Below are 26,685 nucleotides of genomic sequence, written 5' to 3' on the forward strand. Positions count from 1 at the left end.
GAAAACGGTCTGCGACACGGGTCGGCTCAAAAATAGAAGCATAGTTTCAGCGAATGCGCCTCATCCTGCAGCAGTCGGGCATCGCAAACTTTTTCAGGCCAGTAGCGCCTGCAGGGTGGCCAAGTCATCTGCTTCTTCCACCGGCTTGTCCAGTCGCCAGCGCAGCATGCGCGGAAAGCGCACGGCAATACCGCTTTTGTGGCGCCGGGACAGGGCGATGCCTTCGAAGCCCAGCTCGAACACCAACGTTGGAGTGACACTGCGCACCGGGCCGAACGTTTCCACCGTGGTCTTGCGGATGATGGCGTCGACTTTGCGCATTTCTTCGTCACTGAGCCCTGAATAGGCCTTGGCAAAGGGCACCAACGCCCGACCAGGGGTACCTGCCGGTGCATCCCATACGGCAAAGGTGTAGTCGCTGTACAGACTGGCCCTGCGGCCGTGGCCGCGTTGGGCATAGATCAGCACCGCATCGACGCTGAAAGGGTCGATCTTCCACTTCCACCAGATGCCCATGTCCTTGGTGCGCCCCACGCCGTACAGGGCCTCGCGCTGCTTCAGCATCAGCCCTTCCACGCCCAGGCTGCGTGACTGTTCGCGCTGGCGGGCAAGGTCGGCCCAGTCCGGGCCTTGCAGCATAGGCGACAACAGCACGGGGGCAAGTGGGTGTTCATCCACCAGGCGCTCCAGCTGGCTTCGGCGTTCGTGCTGCGGTCGGCTGCGCCAGTCCTCGCCCTGCCACTCCAGCAGGTCGTAGGCCTGCAGCACCACCGGCGCATCGTTCAACAGTTTTTTGCCCAGCGTTTTGCGACCGATACGCTGTTGCAGCAAGGCAAAAGGCTGCACGGCCAGTTCACCCTCGGTTTCACCGGGTTTCCAGACCAGGATCTCGCCGTCGAGCACCACGCCATCGGGCAACGTCTGTGCCAGACCATGCAGTTCGGGGAAACGCTCGGTAACCAGTTCTTCGCCGCGTGACCACACCCACAGCTGGCCATCGCGCTTCACCACTTGCGCCCGAATACCGTCCCACTTCCATTCGATTTGCCAATCGCTTGGTGGACCGAGCAGGGTATGGAATTGATCGCTGGAGACTTGCAGCGGATGGGCCAGAAAGAAGGGGTAGGGCTGGCCGCCACGCTGGTTGTGTTCATCGGCGGACTCTGGGGCGATCAGCCTCTGGTAACTGGCTGCAGTCGGGCGATGGCCTATATCGGTGTAGCCGACCAGGCGCTGGGCCACGCGTTTGGCGTCCAGCCCGGCCAGTTGCGCCAGGGCGCGGGTGACCAACAGCTTTGACACGCCCACGCGAAAGCTGCCAGTGATCAGCTTCAGGCATAGCATCAGGCTGGCGCGGTCCAACCGGGCCCAGAGCAGCGGCAGGCGCTGGCGGACTTGCTCAGGCGCCAACCCGCGCAGGGGCAGCAAATGCTGTTCCACCCAGGTGGCCAGGCCTTCCTCGTTGCCATCGGCGTGCAGCGGCAGCAGCAGCGAAATGGTCTCGGCCAGGTCGCCCACGGCCTGATAGCTTTCTTCGAAAAGCCAGTCCGGCAGGCCAGCCAGCGTCGTTGCCAGTTCACGTAGGAGGCGGGTGGGCACCAGCTGGCGTGGGCGCCCGCCGGCCAGGAAATACACCGCCCAGGCAGCATCGTCGGCAGGCGCCATGTCGAAATAGTCCCGCAGTGCCTCGAGCTTGGCATTGCTGGAGGTGGTCGCGTCCAGGCGCAGGAACAGCGTAGCGAAGGCTTTCATGGCGAGGGGGCGGTGTTGGGCACATCGTCTTCGTCGCCATACTCGGTGACAAAGGCGCGGGCATCCAGGCCTTGTTCGGTGAGGTAGCGCACCAGTACCTCGACCGAGCCGTGGGTGACCATCACCCGTTGGGCACCGGTCTGGCCAATGGCCCAGAGCAGGCCAGGCCAGTCGGCGTGGTCGGACAGCACAAAGCCCCGGTCCACGCCGCGCCGCCGGCGGGCGCCGCGTAGCAGCATCCAGCCGCTGGCGAAGGCATCACTGTAATCGCCAAAACGGCGCATCCAGCTACTCCCGCCGGCTGACGGGGGTGCCAGGACCAGTGCCTGGCGCAGCAGTGGATCGTTGCGCGGAATATCGCCTGCGTAGCGGGTTTCCGGCAGGTGGATGCCGGCATCCCGGTACACCCGGTTGAGCGGCTCCATGGCGCCATGCACGAGGATCGGGCCGATGCTCGCATCCAGCCCATGCAGAATCCGCTGGGCCTTTCCGAAGGCATAGCAGAACAGCACGCTGGCCTTGCCCTGTTCACGGTTGGCCCGCCACCAGGCATTGATGCTGGCGAAGATCTCGCTTTGGCTTGGCCAGCGGTAGATCGGCAGGCCGAAGGTCGATTCGGTGATGAAGGTGTGGCACGCCACCGGTTCGAAGGGCGTACAGGTGCCATCGGGTTCTACCTTGTAGTCACCGGATGCAACCCAGACTTCACCTCGGTACTCCAGGCGCACCTGTGCCGAACCCAGCACGTGCCCGGCCGGGTGCAGGCTCAACGTCACGCCGTTGTGCAGCAGGCGCTCACCGTAGGGCAGGGTCTGCAGATTGATGTCCTGGCCCAGGCGGCTGCGAAGAATGCCAGCACCAGGGCTGGCGGTCAGATAATGGCCATTGCCGGTGCGTGCGTGGTCGCCGTGGCCATGGGTAATGACAGCCCGGTCCACGGGCCGCCAGGGGTCGATGTAGAAATCTCCGGGTGGGCAGTACAGGCCTTCGGGGCGGGCGATGACGAGGTCCATGGCACGGGCACTGGTTCTGGGGTTACCCGTTAAGAGGCATGGTGCTGGACGTTAGTTCGGATGGATTTGGGAGGGAGCTGCTGAAAAAGTTAATCAAGCCCCCTCATGCGCCCCTGAAGAACGCCCTTACCGCCCCGGCACCAACGTAAGCCGCTGGTTGCCATATGCCCTGCTGAAGTTCTGCTGTTGCAGTGGCAGGCTCATGAAGCGCCCTTTGAACCAGGCATCCAGCCCATCGCGGTAATGCGCGCTGGCCGGGTTGCCGGACTGGCCGCTGCTGGTCAGTATCTGCAACGGCTCGGCCTGGCCGAAGTCGACGATCATCCGTGCCGAGGCTGGCAGACGCGTGTCGAAGTCGCTGCCCCAGGCGAATGGTGTGAGGGCCAGGGTAGTGAAGTCGCCGCCTGCGGCAAGCGGCGAACGGCTGATCGCATCACCCAGGCCATGGTAGGCCGGTGCCGGCCAGCGGTACTGGTGCAGCTTGCCCCACTGCCAGCTGCGTCGGTCGGCACCCAGTTGTGCGATACCGGCCTCCATTGCGCCCGCCAGGCTGCGGGCGAGGATGGCGGGCTTGTCTTCTTTTTGCGGCGTGTTGCGGTCATCCCAGAAGGGGCTGTCATCGCGGCCCAGCAGATGATCGGCCTGCGCCGAGAACGACAAACGTGCATTGCTGACGAATGCCTGCCAGGCCGGGCCGGACGCCGGGCCCAGGTCATCGAGGAAGGTCTGGCGAGCGACCTCCTGCAAGAACAACTCGTACAGCGCGGCATCTGCCGACACCGGGCTCAGGCGGCCATCGAAGGCCTTGAGCCGGGCCAGCGTGTCGCGGGCCTTTTCGCGCTGCCCGGCCGGGAGGGCGTCGATCGCCTGCTTCAGTGGCTGGGCCATGCCGGGGGCGTCGAACATCTGCTTGAGCTTGTTGGCCAGCAAGGTCACCTGGTCGTTCTGCAGGGCCATCAGGCTGCGACTGTCGTGGCGACCGTTGCCGGCCAGCTGTGCCAGGCGTTCGGCACGCTCGGGGTAGTACCAGGTGCTGGACAGCTGCATGCCATAGCCGCGCGGCAGGCTGCGCTGGTTGGCGTGGCCGATCCAGCCCGCGGGTGGGTCCTGGTCGTACGGGTGCAGCATCGGGTCGGCATAGCCGTCCCAGTCGTAACGCCCGTCCCAGCCCGGCGAGGGCAGCAGGCCCTGGCCTTCGCGGCGATTGGGGTAGCGGCCACTGACTTGCCAGCCGATATGCTCAGGCTCGGCGAAAACGAAGTTGACGGCAGCAGCCGTCACTTCACGTGTGCTGTCGAAGGCCCGCTCTACGTTCTTGGCCCGCGTCAGGTCGAACAGGGCATCCAGGCTGCGATCACCTTTGAACTGTGGCAGGTTCAGCGCCAGGCCCAGGCTGGCGTTTTCTGGCTGGGCCAGCAGGGTGCCGTGGCGGGTGTCGTACATCACTTCGCGCACGGGGCGCTGGCCACGTACAAAGTAGGTTTCGCTACGGGCGCGGGCCGGCAGCCATTTACCATCGGCCAGGTAGCTCAGCTGATTGCCTTGGCGGCGCAGCTGCTCGAGGAACAGGTCCTGATTGTCGGCCATGACCGCGCTGCTGCTCCAAGCCAGCTTGCCATTGTAGCCGGCCAGCACAATTGGCAGGCCCGGCAAGGACAGGCCGGCAACCTGGTACTTGCTGGTATTGATTTGTACCGGGCTCAAGGCCCAGGCGGCGCGGCTGTCGCTGGCCAGCAGGCTCTTGCCACTGCGGCTGCGCTGCGGACCCAGGGCCAGGTTGGCCGACCCCGGGCTACCGAGCAGGTCGAGGTCGGCGAGCTTCTGGCTGGCAGCTGCCAGGGCTGGCAGCCCCGGCAACTGGCTGGCCAGGTTCAGGCCTTTGAGCTTGTCCACCTCCATTTCGGCCAACGGCTCGTCCGGGGCCCCGGGCAGCAACCAGGCCAGCTTGTCGCTACCGGCTTTCTGCGCCAGGGTCAGGGCGCTGAGTTCCTCTTGCAGGTTGACCGACTGGCTGAACGCGTACAGGCAGAAGATCAGCGCCGAATCTTCAGGCTTCCAGTATTCGGGGCGATAGCCACTACTGGCCAGGCCTGCTGGCAGCTTGTCGCGGTAGCGGAACAGGTAGGCGTTGACCCCGCGCGCGTACACTTCGAAGAAGCGCTTGAGGCGTGGCGATGCGTCGGCGTATTGCTGGGCGGCACTCTGCTTGAGGTTGGCGGCGCGCATGAGGCGGTCGATATCCAGCGCCTCGCTGCCGGCCAGTTCGGCCAGGCGGCCTTGGGCGAGCAGGCGCATGGCGACCATCTGTTCGATGCGGTCGCCGGCGTGCACATAGCCCAGGCTGAACAGCGCATCATGGAAGCTGCTGCTTTCGATCAGCGGCGCGCCCATGGCATTGCGCCGTACCGAAACATTCTGTGCCAGGCCTTTGAGCGGCTGCACGCCGCTGGTCGGTGGCACGCTGTCCTGGTAGCCGCCCGTCTGGCAGCCGGCCAGCCCGAGCACGCCGAGCAGGGTGGCAGCGGTTGCGAACCGCAGGCGGAAGGGAGGAAAGGCGGGGGCGGCCATGGCAAGGGCTCCTGCAAGGCGAGGCTGGTTTGGAAAGGCGCTAAGGTAGTAAGCGCGCAGGCGCCATGCAAGGTCCCAGGTCGGTTTATTTGATCGCGCCGGGTCAAACCTCGAAGTGCTCGGCCAAGGCGTCGGAAAAATGCGTGCAATTGATGCGCGTGTAGCGTTGGTAGTCACGGCTCACCGCGAATGCAGAGCCCGGCATCAGCAGGATCTTGTGTTGCTCCAGTTTCCGCATGAAAGGTTGCAGGTCGGGCAGGTCCGGGTGGTAGACCCAAAGGAACATACCCCCTTGCGGCGCAATATCGAACTGCCAGCCGCGCTCGAGCAGCAAGCGTTGGGTTTGCACTTGCTGGCGGATCAGGCGCTGCTGCACGTCTTTCATGTGCCGGGCATACGTGCCATCCGACAATATGGTGTTGACGAAGCGTTCGCAAAACGCGGGGACGGCGACGCAGGTCAGCAGTTTAAGGCGTGTGAGCGGTTCGATCAGGTCTTGCGAGCAGGCAATGAACCCCACGCGCAGCGAGGCCGACAGGCATTTGGAGAAGCTGCCGATGTAGATAACCCGGTCAAGGTTGTCCAGCTCGGCGAAGGTCTGGCGCACAGCAGGGCTGAAGTCCCCATAGACATCGTCCTCGACCACGAAGAACTCGTGCTCCACCGCCAGGCGCAGGACGCTGAAGGCGTTGTGCGGGCTGATGTTGCTGCCGGTCGGGTTGTGAAAGGTGCTGTTGCAGAAAAACGCCTTGACCTTGTGCCTGGCCAGGTGGCTTCTCATTTCTTCCACGTCCGGCCCGTCCTGGGTCCGCCGAATGCCCACGACGTGCCCGCCAGCCAGTTGGATCAGCTTGATCAGGTTGCCGTTGCCCGGCTCGTCGACGAAAACGTGGTCGCCTGGTTTGATCAGCAACCGTGCAACCAGGTCCAGGCCTTGTGTGGCACCCAGTGTGGTCAGCAACTGGTTGGGCCGGGCTTCGACACGGGTCAGCCGTTTCATGTGCACGCACAGCTGTTTGCGCATGGGCAGGTACCCCTGGATGTCGCCGTACTCTGCCAGCGAGCTCTGCTCAAGCCGCGCTGTGCGACGAATTGCCTTGGCCAGCAGTTCGGTGTCGCGCCACGCTGGGGGCAGCCAGCCGCTGCCCAGCTTGGTGAAGTGCTGGCCGCCCTGCAGCAGCCGGAACAGCGGGTCGCCGGCCATGCATTCGGGTTCGTGGATCACGCTGGTTTGCCGGGCGCGGTTTGCCACGAAGTAGCCTCGCCCGGGTGATGCCGTCAACACCCCTTCGCTGACCAGCTGGGCATAGGCCGACACGACGTCGTGGTAACTGAAGTCCACTGCAGCGGTCAGCTTGCGGATGGAGGGCATGCGTTGCCCAGGCAACCACTCGCCTGCATCCAGGCGTTGTTTCAAAAGGTGATGAAGGCTGCAGGGGATCATGGCAGGTCCGAACCGTTAGAAAAAAAAGCCTAACAGTTAACGGAAATGCTTGTCGACTGTTCGTTTGCAAATGGCCAGCACATGCCAATATCCCCGTGTCGGAACTTTCGGCTGCCAACAAAGGCGGCACTTTTAGCGTCTGTGCAGACCAGACAACTGGATATCAAGCCCATGCACCCTATGGACATGCAATCAGCCGTCATTGCCAGGCTTCCTGTCCCTGACGAACTGGAGTCATTCAAAGTTGTAAAGAATCTTGTGACCTCGGCGTTATTGGAGTGTTGTTCAATCGTCGAGTTCGAAGCACTGAAGGAAACAACAGTCATAGAACATGTGACTGAACAGGCACATGCCGATTTACAGGCATTTGCCATGAAAGATCCGGCTGCCGGCCGCGACCTGGTATTCGTTGCAAAAACCTACACCTCTTATTCTGCGGTTTTGCATTATCGGCTTGCCCATTGGATCTACAACAATAGCGCCGCGACCTACGGCGCCGGCGGTCAATGCCTGGCCGCCATGATCTCCAGGCGCGGAAAAATGCTTTCGGGGGCGGAGATCCATTTCCGCAGCCGCATTGGTGCGCGCTTCATCATCGATCACGGCATGGGCACCGTCATTGGTGAAACGTCGACCATTGGTGACGATTGTTACGTGCTTGGCGGCGTAACCCTGGGCGCCCGCGGTATCAGTGACAACCCCTCCAGCCCCAGGCATCCGACGTTGGGTAACCGGGTGCAGATCGGCGCTTTCGCCAGTGTGCTGGGCGCAATTCATGTCGGTGACGGTGCGTTTATCGGGCCGGGCTGCATTGTGACCAAAGACGTCCCGGCCGCTGCCCGGGTACAGGTTAAAACATCATTGCAGGTGGTATTGGAATCATGAACGCTCTGAACTATGAAGTTTTAAGAAATACCGAAAAACTGTATTACAAAGACCAGTACCTGGCGGGCGCGAATACGCAAGTAGCGCGGGTGCACAGTGACGGCATCGAGTTGCTGAGTACGGTGGCCTATCCGGAAGGAGGCGGCCAGGAAGCGGACTTCGGCACCATTGAATTACCGGTGGGTACCGTGCGATTTGTCTGGGTTAAAAAACTCTACGGTAGCCCTATTCGCCTGGACGGTTTCAAAGGCGGAAAACTGGGCGGCATTATTATTCACAGCCTGCACCCGGATGATTTACACCTGTTGGATGAAGTCACCGTAGGCATGCCGGCCCGCGTCACCATCGATATTGAACGGCGCGAACGGCTGACGTTGTCTCACAGTGCCAGCCACTTCCTGTACGCCGCCGCCATCGGGCTGCGTGAAGAACTGAAGCAATGGACTATCGGCTGCCATATCAAGGAGGACACGGCACGTTTCGACTTCCTGGTCGAGGACGCGTTCACGGCTGAAGACGTACTTGAAATAGAACGACGGGCGAATGAACTGATTGGCTGCGATGCGCCCATCGAGCACTACGCGGTTCAAGGCCTGGAAGACGCGCGTTTGTGGACCTACAACGGCATCGAAATCCCGTGCGGTGGCACGCACCTCGATTCGCCTCGGCGCATCGGGCGCCTTGGCGTCAAGCGCAAACGCCTGGGTAAAGGCAAGGAACGGCTGATCTGCGTGTTCCCCGAGGCCGAAATCGACCTGTCCACTTATCACGAGCACGCACTATGAACAGCACGTTACCGCGGCGCACGTACCTGTACTTCACTGCACAGTCGATCAACCTGACGACTGCCGTGATGTCGGTGACGATGGCCGCCATTGTCGGGGCTGCGCTGGCGCCTGATGCCGCATGGTCCACGGTGCCGTACGGGTTCCAGTTTCTGTGCCTGATGCTGGCAACTTATCCGGTCTCCAGGCTGATGAGCCGTATCGGCCGTAAAAAGGCGTTCATGCTGGGCGCGATTCCCCTGGCGCTGTCTGGCGTCAGCGGCTTTCTGGCGGTGGAGCACCAGCATTTTCCAACGCTGGTCCTCAGCCACTCTGCATTGGGTGTGTACATCGCGTTCGCCAACTTCAACCGGTTCGCCGCAACCGACAATCTTTCCCAGGCCTTGAAGCCCAAGGCGCTTTCGCTGGTCGTGGCGGGCGGGGTCATCGCGGCTGTCGTCGGGCCGACGCTTACCGAATGGCTGCGTGACGTGGGTGGCTACCCACTGTTTTCGCTGTGTTATGCCGCGTTTGTCGGCCTGGCGTTGCTTTCATTGTTGATTGCGCTTTGCCTGCCCAACGATGCCGGTATGGCCAGCGCGGTCAACAGCGCAGCAAAGCCGGCCAGTGTCCGTGCCGAGCCGGCAGGCCCGAGCGTGGTTGTGGCAATGGCTGTCGCTGCGCTGGGCTACGGGATCATGAACCTGCTGATGATCCAGGCCTCGATGCACATGAAACACATGCACGAGGATTTCACTGACGTCCGCCTGGCGATCCAGTGGCATGTGATTGCCATGTTTGCCCCGTCGTTCTTCACCGGCGCCATCATCCAGCGGCTGGGTATCAAGACCACCATTTGCGCGGGCCTGGCCCTGTTGATCGGTTGCTCGGCGATGAATATCTGGTCGCACAGCTACGCCATGATGACCCTGGCACTGATTGCCCTCGGGCTGGGCTGGAACCTCACTTATGTAGGCGGAGGTGCCTTGCTGGCCCAGTCACTGCAGAACAGCCCGGCAGCGATGCAGATGCAGGGCAAGAACGACTTGGCCATCGCCATTTTTGCCACCCTCGGCGCATTCAGCCCTTCGCTGTTGCTCAGCTCGGTCGGCTGGGACGGTACCAACGCCATCTGCATGGTCCTCTGCCTGGGGCTGCTGGTTGCCACTGCCGGCCTGCTGCAGAACAAGGTCGGCCTGCAAACTTCAATGGAAGGTAGCCGCAAATGAGCGAGCTCATCAGTGTCAGCGATCGTATCTACACCAAGCTGGAAATGAACAACCCGGGCGGAAGCCACAAATACCGGGCGGCGCGGCGGATCGTCGAACATGCCGTGCGCAAGGGTGAGATCATTCCCGGGGTGACGACCGTCATCGAAAAAACCGGTGGCAGCTTCGGCTTTGGCTTGCTGGCGGCCTGCCACAAGTACCAGGTCGCCGTAGAGCTGGCGGTCGGGCTGAGCTTCAGTCAGACCAAGCGGGATCTGCTGGAGTGTTTCGGTGCCCGACTGATCGGCAAGGAAATGCTGATGGCCGGTGCCACACCCAAGGACGTGGTGATGCATCACCTGGATAACCAGGCCGCGCTGGGCAAGTCATACTTCTATACCGACCAGTTCAACAACCCGGTGGGCATCGAAGCCCATCGTTATCAGACCGCCAGTGAACTGGCCGTGCAACTGACCAACGCCGGTGCTGGGCGGCAGATCCTGTTCGTGGGCTGTGCGGGTACTGGCGCCAGTTTCACGGGTATCACCCTGGGGCTGAAAGACCATGGCTTCGAGGTGTCGACGGTGTTGGTCGACCCCAATGGCTGTGATTCGAGGGCTGGCGTGTTCGCCGATCATCGTTTTGAAGGCATGGCCGTGGGCGTTTGCCCGCCGTTCATGGACTGGTCGCTGGTGGACGAGCGGGCCCAGGTGCAGCACGCAGAGATGCTGGCTGCTCAGCGCTGGTTCTACATGCAGAGTGGCATTTTCGTCGGTAATACAGCCGCTGCCTGCCTGGCGGTTGCCCAGCGCATGGCCCAGCACCCGCGGTATGTCGAGACCACCCTGGTGACCATCGCCTATGATGCCGGCCTCTGGTATCAGGATTTGCTGGGGGCTAACCGGCGAAAGGCCGCGTAGCCACCTGTGTCAGGCCCATGGTCCAGAGGCTGGCACGGTACCTGTGGGAGCGGGCAAGCCCGCGAAGCAGGCGACGCGGTGGATGGCACGGGCTTCGCCCGTGTTCCCGGGCGAAGCCCGCTCCCACAGTGCCATCTCTCAGATTTTTATCGCGTCAGTCGATCAGGCACCGTGGCACTTCTTGTACTTCTTCTCGCTACCGCACGGGCACGGGTCGTTACGGCCAACGTCCTTCAGGGCGTTGCGTACCGGCTCCTGGTGGCCGTGGTTGCAGTGCGGGCCGTGTACATGGCCGTGGTCGTGGTGGTGATCATGGTCATGGTTGCAGTCAGGGCCATGAACGTGGGGTTGTTGGGACATTGCAGGGTTACTCCGGTAGGTAATCGTCGGGGATTATCTCACCACTGCGCGAGATGTGCAGGTCCCGATGGATGAGCAACCCGGTCGCCAGTTCGCCCTGCAGGGTGTAATGCAGGGGCTGCTTGCTTCTGAGCAGCTTGGCCAGTGGCTTCAGGTGCTGCCACAGGTTGGTTCGTGCGGTGATCTTGAAAGTGCGCCCTGCATGCCCGCCCACGCTGCGCCATACGCTGGCTTCATCCTGCACCAGTAGCAGGTCATTGAGGCGTATTGCATACGACACGTTGCGAATGAACAGGCGGCTGTCATTGGGGTTGTCGACCCGCAGGTGCAACACGAACTCCTGTTCCAGCAACCTGGCCTTGACCGTTTCGACCTCGACCAGATGCACTTCGGGTTCGCGCCAGTCCTCGCCCCAACTCGCACAGCCCGTCAGCCATGCCAGCAGCGCACCGAGCAGTAGCAGACGGGTGCGCTTGATCATGTTCAGCTCCCTACGTAGCTGGCGCAGCATTTCTTGAATTTGTGCCCGCTGGCGCAGGGGCAGGGGTCGTTGCGCCCGGCCTTCAGCCCGACCATTGGGTCGATGAAATACCAGCGGCCGGCATGCTGGACGAACGCCGAGCGTTCGCGGTGCTGATGATCGCCGTCTTGGTCGTGCCAGCGTGCGGTGAAGGTGACGAAACTGTGCTCGGGTTGGCCGCCCAGCACTTCTGCGCTTTCCACCTCCAGGCCCAGCCAGGTGCTCTGTGCACTCCAGTCGGCCATGGCAGCACGGTCCAGGCCGGCTTGCTGGGCCGGTAGGGTGGTGGCTACCAGGTAGTCAATAAGGCCCAGCACGTAGGCACTGTAGCGTGAGCGCATCAGGGCCTGGGCATCCGGTGCCGGGGTACCGGCATGGTAATGCCCGCAGCAGGCTTCAAGCAGGTTGCCACTGCCACAAGGGCAGACCGAGACACTCATCATCACCACCAGTACTTGCCGAAGTTTTCAGGGTTGGCCCAGAACCTGGCATTGAGCCAGTCCGGGACCTGCTTATAGTCATGTAGATCATAGGTGAACAGGCTCAAAACCTGTTGGTCACGGCAGAATTTCTCGCTGGCCGACATGGCCAGGGCGAAAAAGTCGGTGTCCTGCCAGCCGCAGGCAGCCAAGTCGGCCAGCACTGCAACCCGGCTGGCATTGAGGTTGCGAATGCCGCCGAGCAGCTCCAGGCCCGTGCGCTTGGGCAGGTGTTCCAGGCAGTCCACCAGTACCGCCAGGTCAAAGCGCTTGGCGGCCAGTTCGGCCGGCAGCGGGCCAGGGGCGGCGGTGTCGATGGTGACCTGGGGGTGTGCCTGGGCGAAGGCGTCCAGCGCCGGAAAGCGCGTACCTACCAGCAGTAGCCGATGTGGAGTGAAGCGTTCGAGCAGGGCTGCCAGGGCCTGTTGCGGGGTGCGTGTGGAGAAACCTTCGGTCATTGCCATTCCTCGTTCAAGTCATCCAAGACTAGCGGGCTGCGGCGTGCGGGCAAAGAGGCATGTGACCGTGTCGTAGCTTATTGCTGGCAGGGTTGGAATGCGCGGTCTTTACTCCCAGAGATCGGCCTTATGCCGATTCCCCCTAGGAGAAGCAATGAAATGAGCATAGTACGCACAGCGTTACCCCTGGTACTGCTCACCAGTGTGTTGACTGGTTGTGCAGGTTTGCAAAAAACCGACTGGCCGAAATGTGCCGCCGTCGGGGGTGTAGGCGGCGCCGCCCTGGGCGCCATCGAAAGCTCCAGCTGGGCTGGCTGGGGTGCGTTGCTGGGCGGTGGCCTGGCGGCGGGCTATTGCTGGGCCCATGGCGATGGCGACGAGGATGGCGACGGCGTGCCAGACAGCCGTGACAAGTGCCCTGGCACCCCGCGTGGTGTGCAGGTCGATGCCAACGGATGCCCGCCTGAGCCGGTTGCGGTGGTCGAAGAAGTGGTGGTGCAGAAGGAAGAAGTCATTGTCATCCGCGATGTGCACTTCGAGTTCGATTCTGCGCGCCTGACTGCCAGTGACAAAGAGCGCCTCAATACCATTGCCACGCGCCTGAAGCAGGAAGCGCCCTCTGCCCGCCTTAGCGTCAGCGGCCATACCGACAGCGTCGGTTCCGACAGCTACAACCAGAAACTGTCCGAGCGACGTGCCCATTCGGTGACCGATTACCTGGTCGAGAGCGGCGTACCGCGCAGCAGCTTCGTTTCGGTGGTCGGCGCGGGTGAAACCCAGCCGGTGGCAGACAACGCCACGGCCGAAGGGCGTGCCATGAACCGTCGTACCGAGATCAAGATCCAGCGGTAAGACGGCGGGCGCCCGTGCCTCGAGCAGTGGCACGGGCGCGTCTCATGCCGGCCAGCCGTTTGTGGCCAATGACACAGGAGCATTCAGCATGAGTGTGACGTCGAAGGCGGCATTGCCGCTGTTGGTGGCTGCCAGCCTGCTCGCGGGCTGCGCTACGCACAGCGATGGCAGCGCGCCCCTCAATCAAAGGACCTGGCCCATCTGTAGCCTGCTGGGCGGCTTGGTCGGTGGTGGCCTTGGTGCCATCGAGAGTTCTTCCTGGGCTGCCGGTGGCGGCGCCCTGGGTGCCATCGCCGGCGGGCTGATTTGTTACGCCCAGGACGGTGACGAAGATGGTGACGGCATTTTCGACCGGCGCGATCACTGCCCCGAGACCCCTGCCAACACGGCGGTCGACCACATGGGTTGCCCACTGAAGCAGTACCCGGCCGCGCCACCTGCCAGTGCACCCGAACCCTCGCCAGAGGTGATCACCCTCGATGACAACGGCGCGGTGATGTTCGCCTTCGACTCCGCCGAGCTGACGCCGGCGGCCCAGCAACGCCTGCAAGGCCTGGTGGCGAAGCTCAATTCACCGACAGTGGCCAAGGTCCGTGTGATCGGGCACACCGACAGTGTGGGCTCCGACAGCTACAACCAGGCACTTTCCGAACGCCGCGCCAGCAGCGTTGCCGAGTACCTGATCGGCCAGGGCCTGGAGATGGGCAAGGTCACCAGCCAGGGCCGTGGGGAAAGCGAGCCGGTTACCGACAACGAAACCGAGGAGGGCCGCGCGCGCAACCGACGGGTGGAACTGCACCTCAACTGAGTGGTGCTGGCGCCTGTCTTGGCCTTGCCGTTAATGTTGCTCGCACGGTTTGCTCGATCAGGCCACCTCGACATGACAACTATCTATAGGGGCGTGGTATGAAGTTCATCCTGGGCCTGGGCAAGGTCCTGACGGTCGCTTTCTGGGGGGTGGTGCTGTTCAATCAGCTGATGCCACAACCCTTGCCCTTCAATCTGCTGATCAATGCCGCAGGCATCGTCTTGTTTGGCCTGCACCTGCTTGAAGTGCTGTTTTTCAATCGCAGCCTGCGCGGGCGCAGTCACCGCTGGTTCGACCGTTTGCAAATCCTGTTGACGGGTATTTTCCATGTCATGTCCATTCCCCGTCCGCGGGAGGCGCCGCGGGTGAGCTGATCTTGCAGCGTCTCTCGCTGCGATCCCTTGCAGGAGCGGGCATGCCGACGAACACTGGTAACGCCGGTGCCATCCATCGTGGCACCTGCTTCACTGCTGTTTGCACGCAGCGCCTGTCAGATCACCAGTCGCGAACTGGCCACCGCAACGACGGCCAGTCCCAGCAGCAGATTGACCCCCACCATCCGCCGAATGCGCCCGAGAACCGCCGCCCCCGTCGGCCAGTCCTCGGCCTGCACCGCTACCTTCAATTCCGGCAGCAGCAACGCCTGAATGCGCATGAACAAGGCAAACATGGCGATCCCGCCACCGATCATCACGTGCACGTACCGGGGCGCCGTCTCGAAACCGCTGAAGCGCATGTGCAACATGCCGATACCACTTATCGCCAAAATCGCCACCGCCAGCCAGACCCAGCCGAAGAAGCGTCGGAAAACTTCCACCCACAAGCGCAGGCGGGCAGGCCCTTCAAGGGCTGCAACCGTTGCCGGGCGCAGCACCAGCCAGGCGAAGAACATACCGCCGACCCATACGAGCGCGGCCAGAACATGCAGTGTGTAGGGCAGGGCAAAGGCAAGCATTCGGATCTCCATGCGGCAGAAAGGTCAATAGCGGGGTATGATAGCCGCCCCATGCGAAACACTGAAAATATATCCAGCCCTCCGGGCGCCTGCAGACCATGATCAGCAACGAACTCAAAGCCACTATCCAGGGCGCCTATTCGCGTTTTCTCGAAGCCAAGAGCCTCAAGCCGCGCTATGGCCAGCGCCTGATGATTGCCGAAGTGGCCAAGGTGCTTGGCGACATTGCCTGCGACGATGAAGGCCGCCGCGCTGGCGAGCCTGCCGTGGTGGCCGTGGAAGCGGGCACCGGCACCGGCAAGACGGTAGCCTACAGCCTGGCTGCCATCCCGGCGGCCAAGGCTGCCGGTAAACGCCTGGTGATCGCCACGGCCACCGTGGCCCTGCAGGAACAGATCGTCTTCAAGGACCTGCCCGACCTGATGCGCAGCAGCGGCCTCAACTTCAGCTTCGCCCTGGCCAAGGGCCGTGGCCGCTATCTGTGCCTGTCCAAGCTCGACATCCTGTTGCAGGAAGGCCACGCCCAGTCAGCCACGGCTCAGTTGTTCGAGGAAGAAGGCTTCCGCATCGAAGTCGACGAGCGCAGTCAGAAGCTGTTCAACAGCATGATCGAGAAGCTTGCCGGCAACCGCTGGGACGGTGACCGTGACAGCTGGCCAGAGGCCCTGGAAGATCAGGACTGGGCACGGCTGACCACCGACCACAGCCAGTGCACCGGCCGCCACTGCCCCAACTTCCAGCAGTGCGTGTTCTACAAGGCCCGCGAAGGCATGGGCAAGGTCGATGTGATCGTCACCAACCACGACATGGTCCTGGCCGACCTGGCCCTGGGTGGCGGTGCGGTGTTACCCGACCCGCGCGATACCATGTACGTGTTCGACGAAGGCCATCATCTGCCAGACAAGGCCATCGGCCATTTCGCCCACTATTCGCGGCTGCGTTCCACCGCCGACTGGCTGGAGCAGACCGCCAAGAACCTGACCAAATTGCTGGCCCAGCATCCGCTGCCCGGCGACCTGGGCAAGTACATCGAGCAGGTGCCGGAGCTGGCGCGAGAAGTACGCACCCAGCAGCAGTTCATGTTCACCCTTTGTGAACAGGTGGCTGACTTCCGTCCCAGCGAGGACACCGAAGGCCGTGAGCGCCCGCGTTACCGTTTCGAGGGTGGGGTGGTGCCGGAGCAGATTCGTGAAGTGGGCATCGAACTGAAAAAGGGCTTTGCACGCCTCAACGATTTGTTCACCCGCCTGGCTGACCTGCTCAAGGAAGGCATGGACGGCGAGGTTAATATCGGCATCGCCAGCCATCAGGCTGAAGAGTGGTATCCGCTGTTCGGCAGCCTGGTCACCCGTGCCCAAGGTAACTGGGAGCTGTGGACGGCCTTTACCGCCGAAGACCCGGAAGACAGCCCGCCCATGGCGCGCTGGCTGACCTTGGCCGAAAGTGGCGCGCTGTTCGACATCGAAGTCAACGCCAGCCCCATCCTCGCCGCCGACATGCTGCGGCGCAGCCTGTGGAGCGTCGCCCACGGCGCGCTGGTGACCTCGGCGACATTGACCGCGCTGGGCAAGTTCGACCGTTTCCGCATGCGTTCGGGGTTGCCGCGCGACGCAGTCACCTGCGTGGTGCCCAGCCCGTTCGTGCATGGCGATGCCGGCCTGTTGCGGGTCCCCGACCTGCAGGCCGACCCACGCGATGCAGCAGCGCACACCGCGGCGATCATCCGCGAGCTGCCGAACATCGTCGAAGATGCCCGTGGCGCGCTGGTGTTGTTCTCGTCACGCAAGCAGATGCAGGATGTGTTTGACGGTCTGGACCGTGACTGGCGCAAGCTGGTGCTCATCCAGGGCAACCTTTCAAAGCAGGAAACACTGAACAAGCACAAGGCGCGGGTCGACGATGGCCAGCACAGCGTGCTGTTCGGCCTGGCCAGCTTTGCCGAAGGTGTCGACCTGCCGGGTGCGTATTGCGAGCACGTCGTCATTGCCAAGATTCCCTTTGCTGTGCCCGACGACCCGGTCGAAGCTGCGCTGGCCGAGTGGATCGAGGCCCGTGGCGGCAACCCGTTCATGGAAATTGCCGTACCTGACGCCTCGTTGAAGCTGATCCAGGCCTGCGGCCGCCTTCTGCGTACCGAGCAGGATCGCGGCGTTATCACCTTGCTTGACCGGCGCTTGGTCACGCAGCGCTACGGCAAGGCTATTCTCAATGCGCTGCCGCCGTTCCGGCGGGAAATTTCCTGACCGCCGGAGCACTTGCGCCGGCGCATTGTCCATTACTCGTCTTGGGCCCATCAGGGTCCTGAAGGAGAGCCTCAGCCTTATGATCCGCCGTACCCTGCCCGCCGTATTCGCCTTGTTGTGCAGTTCGCCCTTGCTGGCCGGGCAGCAAACGCTGTTCAGCTTCGTGCGCCCGGCTTCGGTGGTCAATGTGGCGACGGTGGATGCCGGCATGCCGCAGTACAACGCGGAACAAACGGCCGAGGGCGAGGTGTTGCGGCGTGTGGTGTTCAACCCGGCCCAGCAGCCGACCCTGCGCCTGAGCCCGCAGAGCGGGCTGTGGGACTGGTCCGCCGGGCAGTTCCTGACCTTGCGCCTGCAAAGTGCCATGGATTGGGCATTGACCGTGGATATCACAGTGCAAAGCAGCGATGGCCGCGCCTTGACCAGCCGTATCGACCTGCCCGCTGGCCCCGCGCAAACCGTGATGGTGCCCCTGACGGCCAGTTCGCCGCTGGACCAGGGCATGCGCGCCGGCCCGCCGATGCCCTGGAGCCATGGTGGCCAGCGCCTTCTTTTGACCAGCAGTGCCGGTGGAGTCGACCTCAAGCAGGTGACCTCGGTCAGCCTGAGCATCCCCAGCCCCAAGGTGGCGCAGAGCCTGCTGATCGAGCGTGTCGGTATCCAGGATGACGACCAGGCGTACAGGGCGGCCTACCACGAGCTGATTGATGTTTATGGCCAGTCGACTCGCGGTAACTGGCCCGAGAAGGTATCCAGTGACGAGCAACTCAAGGCGGCCGATTCCCGTGAACAGCAACAGCTCAAGGGCTGGTTGGCAGAGCGCGGCAAGCAGCAGCTGGACGCCTACGGTGGCCTGGTGGGCGGGCCGGCCTTTGCAGCCAAGGGTTTCTTCCGCACTGAAAAGCGTGATGGCCGCTGGTACCTGATAACGCCGGATGGGCACCCGTTCTATTCCCTGGGGGTAAACGCCGTGGCGGCAGACGGCGGGCGTACGTATGTCGCCGGGCGCGAAGGCATGTTCAAGGCCTTGCCCGCTGAGGGCGATGCACTGGCCGCGTTCTATGGCGAAAGCAACAACGACGATGGCAATGCCTCGTCGCAAGGGCGCAATTTCAAGCAGGGGCGCTGGTTCGACTTCTACGCCGCCAACCTGCAGCGAACCTATGGCAAACCCTGTCCGCCCGCAGTGGAGGGCGAGCCAGCCAACTGCGCGCCGTCGGTGCTGGATGCCGACCGCTGGCAGGCGCATGCGCTTGATCGCCTTCAGGCCTGGGGGTTCAACACCGTTGGCAACTGGAGCGAGCCGGCGCTTGGCCAAGCCAGACGCATGCCGTATACCTTGCCGCTGTCGATCGTAGGCGACTACGCCAGCATCAGTACTGGCATGGACTGGTGGGGCCGCATGCCCGACCCGTTCGACCCGCGCTTTGCCATGGCCACCGAGCGTGCCGTGGCCATCGCCGCGCGTGATCACCGTGACGACCCTTGGCTCATCGGCTACTTCGCCGATAACGAACTGGCCTGGGCAGCCCCTGGAAGCGACCCCAAGAGCCGTTATGGCCTGGCCTACGGCACCTTGCGCCTGACCACCGACGTGCCAGCCAAACGCGCGTTCCTCAAGCAGTTACGCGACAAGTATCGCAACCAGGAAGGGTTGTCCAAGGCCTGGGGCATCGAACTGACCGCCTGGGAACTCATGGAAGATCCTGGCTTCGAGGCGCCGTTGCCTGACCCGGAGCACCCGGAAATCGAACGTGACTACCAGCATTTCCAGCGGGTATTTGCCGAGACCTACTTCAAGACCATTTCCGATTCGTTGAAGTGGCATGCGCCCAATCACATGCTCCTGGGGGGCCGCTATGCGGTCAGTACACCGGAGGCGGTCAAGGCCTGTGCCGAGTTCTGCGATGTACTGAGCTTCAACTTTTATACCCTCAAGCCACAGGACGGCTACGACTTTGCCCGCCTGGCAGAGCTGGACAAGCCGGTGCTGGTGTCCGAGTTCCAGTTCGGCTCGCGTGATCGCGGGCCGTTCTGGCCGGGGCCATTGGAGCTGGCGCGGGAAGAGGATCGCGGCCCGGCCTATGCAAACTTCCTCAAGGCAGCCATGGCGCAGCCGATGATCGTTGGCGCGCACTGGTTCCAATACCTCGACCAACCGGCCAGCGGTCGTCTGCTCGATGGTGAGAACGGCCACCTCGGGCTGGTGGCGATTACCGATATGCCCTATCCAGGGTTTGTCGATGCCGTGCGCAAAAGCAATCTGCAAACCATGAACCAACTGCGTGCCGAGCTGGAAAAACCGGCCCCCTGAGATCAGGTGGATGCAGTCAACTCAAGTGAGAGCGGCCTGGTGTCGCGACCACTTGGCCCAAGCCAGTTTGCAAAACACCCAACTACTGAAACAATGCACACCTTTTTGGATATGGTCGTACGGAGAGCAGCGGGTGCAGATCCAGGGTCACTATGAGCTGAAGTTCGAAGCTGTGCGCGAAGCTTTTGCCGCGCTGTTCGATGATCCCCAGGAGCGTGGCGCCGCGCTGTGCATCCAGGTGGGTGGCGAAACCGTTGTTGACCTGTGGGCCGGCAGTGCCGACAAGGACGGCCAGCAGGCCTGGCACAGCGATACCATCGCCAACTTGTTCTCCTGCACCAAAACCTTCGCGGCCGTTACCGCCCTGCAGCTGGTCGGCGAGGGCAAGCTGGCCCTCGATGCCCCGGTGGCCAACTACTGGCCCGAGTTCGCCCAGGCGGGTAAGCAGTCGATCACCTTGCGTCAGCTACTCAGCCACCGTGCCGGCTTGCCGGCCATACGCAAGCTGTTGCCGGCTGAAGCCTTGTATGACTGGCAGTTCATGGTCGATGCCCTGGCAGCCGAGACACCGTGGTGGACGCCAGGCACAGAACACGGCTATGCCGCCATCACCTATGGCTGGCTGATCGGCGAGCTGATTCGCCGTGCCGACGGCCGTGGCCCTGGCGACTCGATCGTGGCCCGCACCGCCCGCCCATTGGGGCTGGATTTCCATGTTGGCCTGGTCGACGAAGAGTTCCACCGTGTAGCGCATATCGCCCGTGGCAAGGGCAATGTTGGAGACAGTGCAGCGCAACGCTTGCTGCAGGTGACCATGCGCGAGCCTGAGGCGCTGTCGACCCGTGCTTTTACCAACCCGCCCGCGATACTGACCAGCACCAACAAACCGGAATGGCGGCGCATGCAGCAGCCAGCGGCCAATGGCCATGGCAACGCACGCAGCCTGGCGGGGTTCTATGCCGGCCTGCTGGACGGCAGCCTGCTTGAATCCGAGCTGCTCGATGAGCTGACCCGCGAGCATAGCCTTGGCCAGGATCGTACCTTGCTCACCCAGACCCGTTTCGGCCTGGGCTGCATGCTCGACCAGCCCGATGTGGCCAATGCCACCTTTGGTCTCGGCGCCCGCGCCTTTGGCCACCCCGGTGCCGGTGGTTCGGTCGGTTTTGCCGACCCGGAGTACGATGTGGCCTTCGGTTTTGTGGTCAATACCCTCGGCCCTTATGTGCTGATGGACCCACGCGCCCAGAAACTGGTACGCGTCCTTGCCGGTTGCCTTTGATCGGGTAATGCGGGTATTGCCACACCCCTTTGACTATCCTCAATGCCAACGCCTGAAGTTCGTAGGCAAAATATCTTTCTATTTCATGGTGTATCGCTGATGTCTTCACATAAAACCTTAGCACTCGCCCTGTGCCTGACCGCCGTTACCGGCTGCGCCAGCCACTCCCCGGACGGCTCCAAGGAAGGTGGCTCCAGCTGGTGGCCTTTCGGTTCGGACAAGGTTGCCGAGCAGGAAGTGAAGTCAGCCGTCACTGAAAACGTGGCCAAAGCCGATGCCAAATCCGAAAGCTCCAGCCGCTGGTGGTGGCCGTTTGGCGGTGACGACAAGCAAGCCAAGGGGCCGGTGGTGCCGAAGATCGATCAGAAGGCCACACAGGCCTGGCTAGACGAATACGAGCCCAAGCTGCGCGAAGCGATCAAGGACAGCAAGCTGGAGCTGGAGCGTCGTGACAACGTGCTGGCGGTAACCCTGCCGGTGGACAGCTCGTACAATCCTGATCGCCCGAACATGTTGCTGCCCATGTCCCTGGGCCCGATTACCCGTGTTGCCAAGACGGTCGAAGGCGACCCCAAGACTGCCGTGCTGGTACTGGGCCATGCCGACAGCAGCGGTGCCGCCGTTGCCAACCAGAAGCTCAGCCTGGAGCGCGCCGCTTCGGTATCGGCCATCTTCCGCCTCAGCGGCCTGCAGCGTGACCGCCTGACCCTCAAGGGCATGGGGTCGGTGATGCCGCGCGCTGCCAACGACAGCGCCGAGGGACGCGCTCTGAACCGCCGCGTGGAGATGTTGCTGACTCCGCAAAACACCATGGTCGCGCTGCTGGCCAAATACCAGCAGGCCGCCCCGGCACCGGCCCCGGCCTCGATGGTGGCGGTGCAGGATGCCAAGGCGCCAGCCGCCAAGGCCGCTGGCAGCAAGCCGGCCGTCAAGGCTGCGGCGAAGAAACCGGTAGCCAAGGCCAAAACACCTGCGAAGACTGCAGCCAAGAAAAAAGCTGCGCCGGCCAAGCCTGCAGTCAAGAAAGCTGCCGTTGACAAGAAAGTAGCTGCCAACAGCCCTGCGAAGACCAACTGATCGTCAAGGAACCGCAGTAATGACCCAATCCCTGGCCGATATGCGCCGCGATTACACCCGTGATGGCCTGGCCGAAGCCCAGGCACCAGGGGAGCCGTTCGCCCTGTTCCACCAGTGGTTCGCCGATGCGGTGAAAACCGAGCAGGTGCCGGTGGAAGCCAACGCCATGACCTTGGCCACCGTGGACGGTGAAGGTCGCCCGCATTGCCGTGTATTGCTGTTGAAGGGGCTCGACGAGCAGGGTTTCACCTTCTTCACCAACTACGACAGCGCCAAGGGCCAGCAACTGCAAGTCAACCCCTTTGCGGCAATGACCTTCTTCTGGCCTGCGCTGGAGCGTCAGGTGCGCATTGAGGGCCGGGTGCAGAAGGTCACGGCGCAGGAGTCGGATGCCTACTATCAGGTACGCCCGCTGGGCAGTCGCCTGGGGGCCTGGGCTTCGCCACAGAGCCGCGTGATTGCCGGGCGTGAAGAGCTGGAGAGCCTGGTAAAGGCCACCGAAACGCGTTTCTCCGACACCCAGCCGCACTGCCCTGAGCATTGGGGGGGATACCGTTTGTTGCCCGAGCGCATCGAGTTCTGGCAGGGGCGGGCAAGCCGCCTGCATGACCGGTTGAACTACCGACTGGTGGATGGGCAGTGGCTGCGAGAGCGGCTGGCGCCCTGAGCAACCGGGGCCGCCAAGCGGCCCCAGCCATCGATCAAAGCTACCCCGGATAACCCGCCGCCTCGCGCGCCAACCACCCTGCCAGTTGCTTACGCCCCACCTTCTCCTGCCGCGCCTGCGCCAACCTTTCCAGCATGAACGCGCGTTTTTCAGGATCGGCTCCTGCCAGCGACAACGCCAGGTCGCGGTCCATCCAGCGACGCATGCGCACATACAGCCACCAGTGGAAATACAGTCCCGTAACGGTGGTGACCACGACGATGAAGTAATCCATGGCTATTCTTGGTCTCACTTGAAAGGCCTTCGACACAGCCCGGCAGGCTGTACCCCGGCTGAATGAAAACAATTTTATTACGTTTGTACCGTGACAGCCGTCAATGTGCAGCGTCTAATGAGCACCTGACTTATGGAGACTTTACCCATGCGTAAATCCGCTTTGCTGGTGGCGACCTTTACCACCATGTCGCTGCTGCTGGGGGGCTGTGCCTCGAGCCTGACCGGTGACAGCTACTCTCGTGACGAAGCCCGCCGCGTGCAAACCGTGCGTATGGGTACCATCGAATCCCTGCGTCCGGTCAAGATCGAGGGCACCAAGACCCCGATTGGCGGCGGTGCCGGTGCCATCGTGGGTGGCGTAGCCGGCAGCGCCGTGGGCGGTGGCCGTGGCAGCATCGTGGCTGCCGTGATCGGTGCCGTGGCCGGTGGCTTGGCGGGTTCCGCAGCAGAAGAAGGCCTGACCCGTACCCAAGGTGTCGAAATTACCGTTCGTGAAGATGATGGCAGCATGCGCGCCTATGTACAGGCCGTGCAGGAGAACGAAGTCTTCCGCGTTGGCGAACGCGTGCGCATCATGACAGTTGACGGTACCAGCCGCGTTTCGCACTGACCGTAGCGCAGTCAAACAAAACCCCGACATGGCTGCTGCCGGTCGGGGTTTTTTCATGCCTCAGCCAAGTCAGACAACGCTGGTTTTGCGGCTGGCCATTGCGGTGACGGCGTAGCCGATCACCGCGGCAAAGAACGAACCAGTAAGAATGCCCATGCGGTCCATGCCGGCGTACTCGCTGCTACCCGGGGCGAAGGCGAGCGAGCCTACGAACAGGCTCATGGTGAAGCCAATGCCGCAGAGTATCGCCACCCCCAGAATTTGCCCCCAACCAGCACCCGCAGGCAGCGCGGCCAGGCGCAGCTTGACCGCCACCCAGGTCAGGCCGAAAACCCCCACGGTCTTGCCCAGCAACAGGCCGACCGTGATGCCCATCGGCACGGGGTGGGTGAAGCTGTCTAAGGTCATGCCTGCCAGCGAAACGCCGGCATTGGCGAAGGCGAAAATTGGCAGGATGGCATAGGCCACCCAGGGGTGCAGGGCGTGTTCCAGCGCCAGCAGCGGCGACGATTCAGCATTGCGTGTACGCAGCGGGATGCAAAAGGCCAGGGCGACACCGGCCAAGGTGGCATGCACGCCACTCTTGAGCACGCAGACCCACAGGATCAGGCCAACGATCATGTAGGGGCCAAGCTTGATCACGCCAAGCCGGTTCATCGCCACCAGTACCAGCAGACAGGCCGCAGCCAGCAGCAGCGATACACTCGACAGGGTGCCGGAGTAGAACAGGGCGATGACAATGATCGCACCCAGGTCGTCGATGATCGCCAGGGTCATCAGGAACAACTTCAGTGACACCGGTACGCGTTTGCCGAGCAAGGCCAGGACACCGAGGGCGAAGGCGATGTCGGTGGCGGTAGGGATCGCCCAGCCGGCCACGGCCGCAGGGTTGTCCCGGTTGATGAACCAGTAGATCAGCGCTGGCACCACCATGCCGCCCACGGCTGCGGTGGCAGGCAGGATCACTTGTGAGGGCTTGGACAGGTGACCGTCGACCACCTCGCGTTTGACCTCCAGGCCGATGAGCAGGAAGAACAGCGCCATCAGGCCGTCGTTGATCCACAGTAGCAATGGCTTGGCGATGTTCAGCGCGCCGACCTGGATGGCGACGGGTACCTCGAGCAAGCCGCCGTACAGGTAGGACAGTGGCGAGTTGTTGATGATCAGGGCCAGAACGGCGGCGGCGATCAGCAGCAGGCCACTGGCGGCTTCGAGCTGGAAGAAACGGGCAAACAGGCTACGCACGGGCTGTAGGCCCTCCATGAGCAGTTTACGAAGGGTACGGGCGTACACCCTAGCCTGTGACGATGTTCCTTAAAAAAGAAAACATATTCGTTTTTGTTATATGTTGTTACTGACAGGCCTGGGGCAAGCCTAGATGGATTTGGGGAAGGATGGGGGAGGGTAGTCTGGAGTAGGTGCTGGAATATTCTGATGCCGGACCGGGCCCTTTCGCGGGTAAACCCGCTCCTACAGGGGACCATTGTTCCGTGTAGGAGCGGGTTTACCCGCGAAGAGGCCCTGTCAGTCGATAAAGCATCAAAGGCCGAGCATATCCCGCGCCACTGCCTCGGCGATGCGAATGCCATCCACACCGGCTGACAGGATCCCGCCCGCGTACCCGGCCCCTTCACCCGCCGGGAACAGCCCTTTGAGGTTCAGGCTCTGGTAATCCTCACCCCGGGTAATCCGCAGTGGCGACGAGGTACGCGTCTCGATACCGGTCAACACCGCATCATGCAGGTTATAGCCCTTGATCTGCCGGTCGAAAGCCGGCAGTGCCTCACGGATCGCCTCGATGGCGAAGTCCGGCAGGCTCGGCGCCAGGTCACCCAAGGTCACGCCCGGCTTGTAGGACGGCTCGACACTGCCCAGTGCGGTCGAGGGCCGGCCGGCGACAAAATCACCCACCAGCTGTGCCGGAGCCTGGTAGTTGCTGCCGCCCATCACATAGGCGTGTGCCTCCAGGCGTTCCTGCAGTTCGATACCGGCCAACGGGCCACCCGGGTAGTCGCGCTCGGGGTCGATGCCGACGACGATGCCGGAGTTGGCGTTGCGCTCGTTACGCGAATACTGGCTCATGCCGTTGGTGACGACTCGCCCTGGCTCGCTGGTGGCCGCGACCACGGTGCCACCCGGACACATGCAGAAGCTGTATACCGAGCGGCCATTCTTGGCGTGGTAAACCAGCTTGTAGTCGGCGGCACCCAGTTTCGGGTGGCCGGCGTACTTGCCCAGGCGTGCCTTGTCGATCAGCGTTTGCGGGTGCTCGATACGGAAGCCCACCGAGAACGGCTTGGCTTCCATGTAGACACCTTTGGCGTGCAGCATGCGGAAGGTGTCGCGGGCGCTGTGGCCCAGGGCCAATACCACATGGCGAGAGTGCAACTGCTCGCCGCTTTCAAGCACTACACCGGTCAGTTGGCCATCTTCGATCAACAGGTCGGTGACCTTCTCCTGGAAGCGCACGTCGGCCCCCAGGGCGATCATGTCCTGGCGCATCTGTTCGACCATGCCGGTGAGGCGGAAGGTGCCAATGTGCGGCTTGTTGATGTACAGGATTTCGTCCGGCGCACCGGCCTTGACGAATTCTTCCAGCACTTTGCGGCCGTGGTGTTGCGGGTCCTTGATCTGGCTATACAGCTTGCCGTCCGAGAAGGTACCGGCGCCGCCTTCACCGAACTGCACGTTGGACTCGGGGTTGAGCACGCTTTTACGCCACAGGCCCCAGGTGTCCTTGGTGCGCTGGCGCACTTCCTTGCCACGTTCGAGGATGATCGGCTTGAAGCCCATTTGTGCCAGCAACAGACCGGCAAAGATGCCGCACGGGCCGAAACCGACCACGATCGGGCGCTCCTGCAGGCCTGCCGGGGCCTGGCCGACAAACTTGTAGGTGACGTCTGGGGCTGGGCCGATGTTGCGATCATCGGCGAACTTGCTGAGCAGCTCGGCTTCGTTGCTGGCTTCCAGGTCGATGGTGTAGATGAACAGCAGTTCGCTGTTCTTCTTGCGCGCATCGTAGCTGCGCTTGAACAGGTTGAAGCTGAGCAGTTGCTCGTCGCGAATGCCCAGGCGCTGGACGATGGCTTCGCGCAGCGCTTCGTCGGGATGGTCCAGGGGCAGCTTCAGTTCGGTGATTCGTAGCATGGCAGGGTCCAGTATCCCGGCCATGGGCGGCCGGCGGCTTTACACAAACCGCCAAGTATAAGCTGTTAGCCGCCCCGACTGGCAGG

The 26,685-nt window shown here is 62.7% G+C and carries 25 protein-coding genes; 13 read left to right on the plus strand and 12 right to left on the minus strand.

The genetic code is table 11. The features are described 5' to 3' along the window. Positions 1 to 93: 93 nt before the first annotated feature. The 4 genes from FQ668_RS05095 to FQ668_RS05110 all read right to left on the minus strand — a co-directional run bounded on the left by FQ668_RS05095 (position 94) and on the right by FQ668_RS05110 (position 6,777). Positions 94 to 1,752: an ATP-dependent DNA ligase gene (locus FQ668_RS05095; RefSeq protein ID WP_134697456.1), complete on the minus strand. Its 1,659-nt coding sequence runs from the start codon at positions 1,750 to 1,752 to the stop codon at positions 94 to 96. Continuing rightward, entirely contained in the window at positions 1,749 to 2,765 is a 1,017-nt protein-coding gene (locus tag FQ668_RS05100; protein ID WP_135199059.1) for a ligase-associated DNA damage response exonuclease, read from the minus strand. Before FQ668_RS05100 ends, FQ668_RS05095 begins: the two co-directional genes overlap by 4 nt. Positions 2,766 to 2,891: 126 nt before the next feature. Beyond that, positions 2,892 to 5,333 carry a penicillin acylase family protein gene (locus FQ668_RS05105; protein ID WP_144179920.1) on the minus strand — a complete coding sequence of 814 codons (2,442 nt, stop codon included), beginning with the start codon at positions 5,331 to 5,333 and terminating at the stop codon, positions 2,892 to 2,894. Between the two features lie 103 nt (positions 5,334 to 5,436). Continuing rightward, entirely contained in the window at positions 5,437 to 6,777 is a 1,341-nt protein-coding gene (locus FQ668_RS05110; RefSeq protein WP_012051411.1) for a PLP-dependent aminotransferase family protein, read from the minus strand. A gap of 171 nt (positions 6,778 to 6,948) precedes the next feature. On the opposite strand from FQ668_RS05110, the gene FQ668_RS05115 reads away from it, so the two are divergent. From FQ668_RS05115 to FQ668_RS05130, 4 genes are read left to right on the plus strand one after another with little or no spacing between them, the layout of a single operon-like run. Further along, positions 6,949 to 7,662: a serine O-acetyltransferase gene (locus FQ668_RS05115; protein ID WP_026031912.1), complete on the plus strand. Its 714-nt coding sequence runs from the start codon at positions 6,949 to 6,951 to the stop codon at positions 7,660 to 7,662. Beyond that, positions 7,659 to 8,447 (plus strand): alanyl-tRNA editing protein, encoded by a 789-nt coding sequence (locus FQ668_RS05120; protein WP_014589931.1) that lies wholly within the window; start codon positions 7,659 to 7,661, stop codon positions 8,445 to 8,447. The genes FQ668_RS05115 and FQ668_RS05120 overlap by 4 nt, the downstream gene beginning before the upstream one ends. Next, positions 8,444 to 9,655, plus strand: a complete 1,212-nt coding sequence (locus FQ668_RS05125; protein ID WP_014589932.1) for an MFS transporter — start codon at positions 8,444 to 8,446, stop codon at positions 9,653 to 9,655. The genes FQ668_RS05120 and FQ668_RS05125 overlap by 4 nt, the downstream gene beginning before the upstream one ends. After that, positions 9,652 to 10,554, plus strand: coding sequence for a pyridoxal-phosphate dependent enzyme (locus tag FQ668_RS05130; RefSeq protein WP_014589933.1), 903 nt, complete (start codon positions 9,652 to 9,654; stop codon positions 10,552 to 10,554). The genes FQ668_RS05125 and FQ668_RS05130 overlap by 4 nt, the downstream gene beginning before the upstream one ends. A 162-nt stretch (positions 10,555 to 10,716) precedes the next feature. Here the strand turns inward: FQ668_RS05130 and FQ668_RS05140 are convergent, their stop codons facing one another. The 4 genes from FQ668_RS05140 to FQ668_RS05155 are packed head-to-tail and all read right to left on the minus strand — an operon-like array spanning position 10,717 to position 12,371. Beyond that, the gene (locus FQ668_RS05140; protein ID WP_003254900.1) at positions 10,717 to 10,914 is read right to left on the minus strand and encodes an SEC-C metal-binding domain-containing protein; all 198 of its coding nucleotides are present in this window, start codon (positions 10,912 to 10,914) and stop codon (positions 10,717 to 10,719) included. A 7-nt stretch (positions 10,915 to 10,921) separates the two neighbouring features. Further along, positions 10,922 to 11,395: an LEA type 2 family protein gene (locus FQ668_RS05145; protein WP_014589934.1), complete on the minus strand. Its 474-nt coding sequence runs from the start codon at positions 11,393 to 11,395 to the stop codon at positions 10,922 to 10,924. Positions 11,396 to 11,397: 2 nt separating this feature from the next. Beyond that, positions 11,398 to 11,874 carry a YchJ family protein gene (locus FQ668_RS05150; RefSeq protein WP_026031913.1) on the minus strand — a complete coding sequence of 159 codons (477 nt, stop codon included), beginning with the start codon at positions 11,872 to 11,874 and terminating at the stop codon, positions 11,398 to 11,400. A gap of 2 nt (positions 11,875 to 11,876) precedes the next feature. After that, complete coding sequence (locus tag FQ668_RS05155; RefSeq protein ID WP_019438154.1) at positions 11,877 to 12,371, minus strand: DUF6231 family protein; 495 nt, start codon at positions 12,369 to 12,371, stop codon at positions 11,877 to 11,879. Between the two features lie 159 nt (positions 12,372 to 12,530). On the opposite strand from FQ668_RS05155, the gene FQ668_RS05160 reads away from it, so the two are divergent. From FQ668_RS05160 to FQ668_RS05170, 3 genes are all read left to right on the plus strand, one after another. Beyond that, a complete protein-coding gene (locus FQ668_RS05160; RefSeq protein WP_010952284.1) occupies positions 12,531 to 13,223 on the plus strand; it encodes an OmpA family protein in 693 nt (230 codons plus the stop codon). Between the two features lie 88 nt (positions 13,224 to 13,311). Further along, positions 13,312 to 14,031 carry an OmpA family protein gene (locus FQ668_RS05165; RefSeq protein ID WP_014589937.1) on the plus strand — a complete coding sequence of 240 codons (720 nt, stop codon included), beginning with the start codon at positions 13,312 to 13,314 and terminating at the stop codon, positions 14,029 to 14,031. A gap of 98 nt (positions 14,032 to 14,129) precedes the next feature. Further along, the gene (locus tag FQ668_RS05170; RefSeq protein WP_014589938.1) at positions 14,130 to 14,405 is read left to right on the plus strand and encodes a DUF1145 domain-containing protein; all 276 of its coding nucleotides are present in this window, start codon (positions 14,130 to 14,132) and stop codon (positions 14,403 to 14,405) included. A gap of 116 nt (positions 14,406 to 14,521) precedes the next feature. Here FQ668_RS05170 and FQ668_RS05175 read toward each other — a convergent pair whose 3' ends face one another. After that, the gene (locus tag FQ668_RS05175; protein ID WP_014589939.1) at positions 14,522 to 14,986 is read right to left on the minus strand and encodes a CopD family protein; all 465 of its coding nucleotides are present in this window, start codon (positions 14,984 to 14,986) and stop codon (positions 14,522 to 14,524) included. A 98-nt stretch (positions 14,987 to 15,084) separates the two neighbouring features. On the opposite strand from FQ668_RS05175, the gene dinG reads away from it, so the two are divergent. From dinG to pdxH, 5 genes are all read left to right on the plus strand, one after another. Further along, positions 15,085 to 17,229 (plus strand): ATP-dependent DNA helicase DinG, encoded by a 2,145-nt coding sequence (dinG, locus tag FQ668_RS05180; RefSeq protein ID WP_003254889.1) that lies wholly within the window; start codon positions 15,085 to 15,087, stop codon positions 17,227 to 17,229. Positions 17,230 to 17,308: 79 nt separating this feature from the next. Then, positions 17,309 to 19,543, plus strand: coding sequence for a beta-galactosidase (locus FQ668_RS05185; protein WP_119714093.1), 2,235 nt, complete (start codon positions 17,309 to 17,311; stop codon positions 19,541 to 19,543). A gap of 133 nt (positions 19,544 to 19,676) precedes the next feature. Then, the gene (locus FQ668_RS05190) at positions 19,677 to 20,822 is read left to right on the plus strand and encodes an EstA family serine hydrolase (protein ID WP_014589941.1); all 1,146 of its coding nucleotides are present in this window, start codon (positions 19,677 to 19,679) and stop codon (positions 20,820 to 20,822) included. Positions 20,823 to 20,921: 99 nt separating this feature from the next. After that, positions 20,922 to 21,899 carry an OmpA family protein gene (locus FQ668_RS05195; protein ID WP_019438157.1) on the plus strand — a complete coding sequence of 326 codons (978 nt, stop codon included), beginning with the start codon at positions 20,922 to 20,924 and terminating at the stop codon, positions 21,897 to 21,899. A 19-nt stretch (positions 21,900 to 21,918) separates the two neighbouring features. Then, on the plus strand, positions 21,919 to 22,566 hold the full coding sequence (gene pdxH / locus FQ668_RS05200) for a pyridoxamine 5'-phosphate oxidase (protein ID WP_070383537.1): 648 nt from the start codon (positions 21,919 to 21,921) through the stop codon (positions 22,564 to 22,566). Positions 22,567 to 22,606: 40 nt separating this feature from the next. Here the strand turns inward: pdxH and FQ668_RS05205 are convergent, their stop codons facing one another. Next, the gene (locus tag FQ668_RS05205; protein WP_014589944.1) at positions 22,607 to 22,840 is read right to left on the minus strand and encodes a hypothetical protein; all 234 of its coding nucleotides are present in this window, start codon (positions 22,838 to 22,840) and stop codon (positions 22,607 to 22,609) included. Between the two features lie 147 nt (positions 22,841 to 22,987). Here FQ668_RS05205 and FQ668_RS05210 point away from each other — a divergent pair, with 147 nt between their 5' ends. Then, a complete protein-coding gene (locus tag FQ668_RS05210; RefSeq protein WP_003254883.1) occupies positions 22,988 to 23,452 on the plus strand; it encodes a glycine zipper 2TM domain-containing protein in 465 nt (154 codons plus the stop codon). A 69-nt stretch (positions 23,453 to 23,521) separates the two neighbouring features. Here FQ668_RS05210 and nhaA read toward each other — a convergent pair whose 3' ends face one another. Together nhaA and FQ668_RS05220 are read right to left on the minus strand one after the other, a co-directional pair. Then, positions 23,522 to 24,715 (minus strand): Na+/H+ antiporter NhaA, encoded by a 1,194-nt coding sequence (gene nhaA / locus FQ668_RS05215; RefSeq protein ID WP_026031914.1) that lies wholly within the window; start codon positions 24,713 to 24,715, stop codon positions 23,522 to 23,524. A 276-nt stretch (positions 24,716 to 24,991) separates the two neighbouring features. Further along, on the minus strand, positions 24,992 to 26,599 hold the full coding sequence (locus FQ668_RS05220) for an NAD(P)/FAD-dependent oxidoreductase (RefSeq protein ID WP_003254881.1): 1,608 nt from the start codon (positions 26,597 to 26,599) through the stop codon (positions 24,992 to 24,994). Positions 26,600 to 26,685 lie beyond the last annotated feature (86 nt).

Source organism: Pseudomonas sp. Kh14 (genome assembly GCF_900291005.1).
Taxonomy (GTDB): domain Bacteria; phylum Pseudomonadota; class Gammaproteobacteria; order Pseudomonadales; family Pseudomonadaceae; genus Aquipseudomonas; species Aquipseudomonas alloputida.

Excerpts from the sequence above, each read along its gene's own strand:
- FQ668_RS05095 (WP_134697456.1), bottom strand. The coding sequence starts at position 1,752 with ATGAAAGCCTTCGCTACGCTGTTCCTGCGCCTGGACGCGACCACCTCC.
- FQ668_RS05100 (WP_135199059.1), bottom strand. The coding sequence starts at position 2,765 with ATGGACCTCGTCATCGCCCGCCCCGAAGGCCTGTACTGCCCACCCGGA.
- FQ668_RS05105 (WP_144179920.1), bottom strand. The coding sequence starts at position 5,333 with ATGGCCGCCCCCGCCTTTCCTCCCTTCCGCCTGCGGTTCGCAACCGCT.
- FQ668_RS05110 (WP_012051411.1), bottom strand. The coding sequence starts at position 6,777 with ATGATCCCCTGCAGCCTTCATCACCTTTTGAAACAACGCCTGGATGCA.
- FQ668_RS05115 (WP_026031912.1), top strand. The coding sequence starts at position 6,949 with ATGCACCCTATGGACATGCAATCAGCCGTCATTGCCAGGCTTCCTGTC.
- FQ668_RS05120 (WP_014589931.1), top strand. The coding sequence starts at position 7,659 with ATGAACGCTCTGAACTATGAAGTTTTAAGAAATACCGAAAAACTGTAT.
- FQ668_RS05125 (WP_014589932.1), top strand. The coding sequence starts at position 8,444 with ATGAACAGCACGTTACCGCGGCGCACGTACCTGTACTTCACTGCACAG.
- FQ668_RS05130 (WP_014589933.1), top strand. The coding sequence starts at position 9,652 with ATGAGCGAGCTCATCAGTGTCAGCGATCGTATCTACACCAAGCTGGAA.
- FQ668_RS05140 (WP_003254900.1), bottom strand. The coding sequence starts at position 10,914 with ATGTCCCAACAACCCCACGTTCATGGCCCTGACTGCAACCATGACCAT.
- FQ668_RS05145 (WP_014589934.1), bottom strand. The coding sequence starts at position 11,395 with ATGATCAAGCGCACCCGTCTGCTACTGCTCGGTGCGCTGCTGGCATGG.
- FQ668_RS05150 (WP_026031913.1), bottom strand. The coding sequence starts at position 11,874 with ATGAGTGTCTCGGTCTGCCCTTGTGGCAGTGGCAACCTGCTTGAAGCC.
- FQ668_RS05155 (WP_019438154.1), bottom strand. The coding sequence starts at position 12,371 with ATGACCGAAGGTTTCTCCACACGCACCCCGCAACAGGCCCTGGCAGCC.
- FQ668_RS05160 (WP_010952284.1), top strand. The coding sequence starts at position 12,531 with ATGAGCATAGTACGCACAGCGTTACCCCTGGTACTGCTCACCAGTGTG.
- FQ668_RS05165 (WP_014589937.1), top strand. The coding sequence starts at position 13,312 with ATGAGTGTGACGTCGAAGGCGGCATTGCCGCTGTTGGTGGCTGCCAGC.
- FQ668_RS05170 (WP_014589938.1), top strand. The coding sequence starts at position 14,130 with ATGAAGTTCATCCTGGGCCTGGGCAAGGTCCTGACGGTCGCTTTCTGG.
- FQ668_RS05175 (WP_014589939.1), bottom strand. The coding sequence starts at position 14,986 with ATGCTTGCCTTTGCCCTGCCCTACACACTGCATGTTCTGGCCGCGCTC.
- dinG (WP_003254889.1), top strand. The coding sequence starts at position 15,085 with ATGATCAGCAACGAACTCAAAGCCACTATCCAGGGCGCCTATTCGCGT.
- FQ668_RS05185 (WP_119714093.1), top strand. The coding sequence starts at position 17,309 with ATGATCCGCCGTACCCTGCCCGCCGTATTCGCCTTGTTGTGCAGTTCG.
- FQ668_RS05195 (WP_019438157.1), top strand. The coding sequence starts at position 20,922 with ATGTCTTCACATAAAACCTTAGCACTCGCCCTGTGCCTGACCGCCGTT.
- pdxH (WP_070383537.1), top strand. The coding sequence starts at position 21,919 with ATGACCCAATCCCTGGCCGATATGCGCCGCGATTACACCCGTGATGGC.
- FQ668_RS05205 (WP_014589944.1), bottom strand. The coding sequence starts at position 22,840 with ATGGATTACTTCATCGTCGTGGTCACCACCGTTACGGGACTGTATTTC.
- FQ668_RS05210 (WP_003254883.1), top strand. The coding sequence starts at position 22,988 with ATGCGTAAATCCGCTTTGCTGGTGGCGACCTTTACCACCATGTCGCTG.
- nhaA (WP_026031914.1), bottom strand. The coding sequence starts at position 24,715 with ATGGAGGGCCTACAGCCCGTGCGTAGCCTGTTTGCCCGTTTCTTCCAG.
- FQ668_RS05220 (WP_003254881.1), bottom strand. The coding sequence starts at position 26,599 with ATGCTACGAATCACCGAACTGAAGCTGCCCCTGGACCATCCCGACGAA.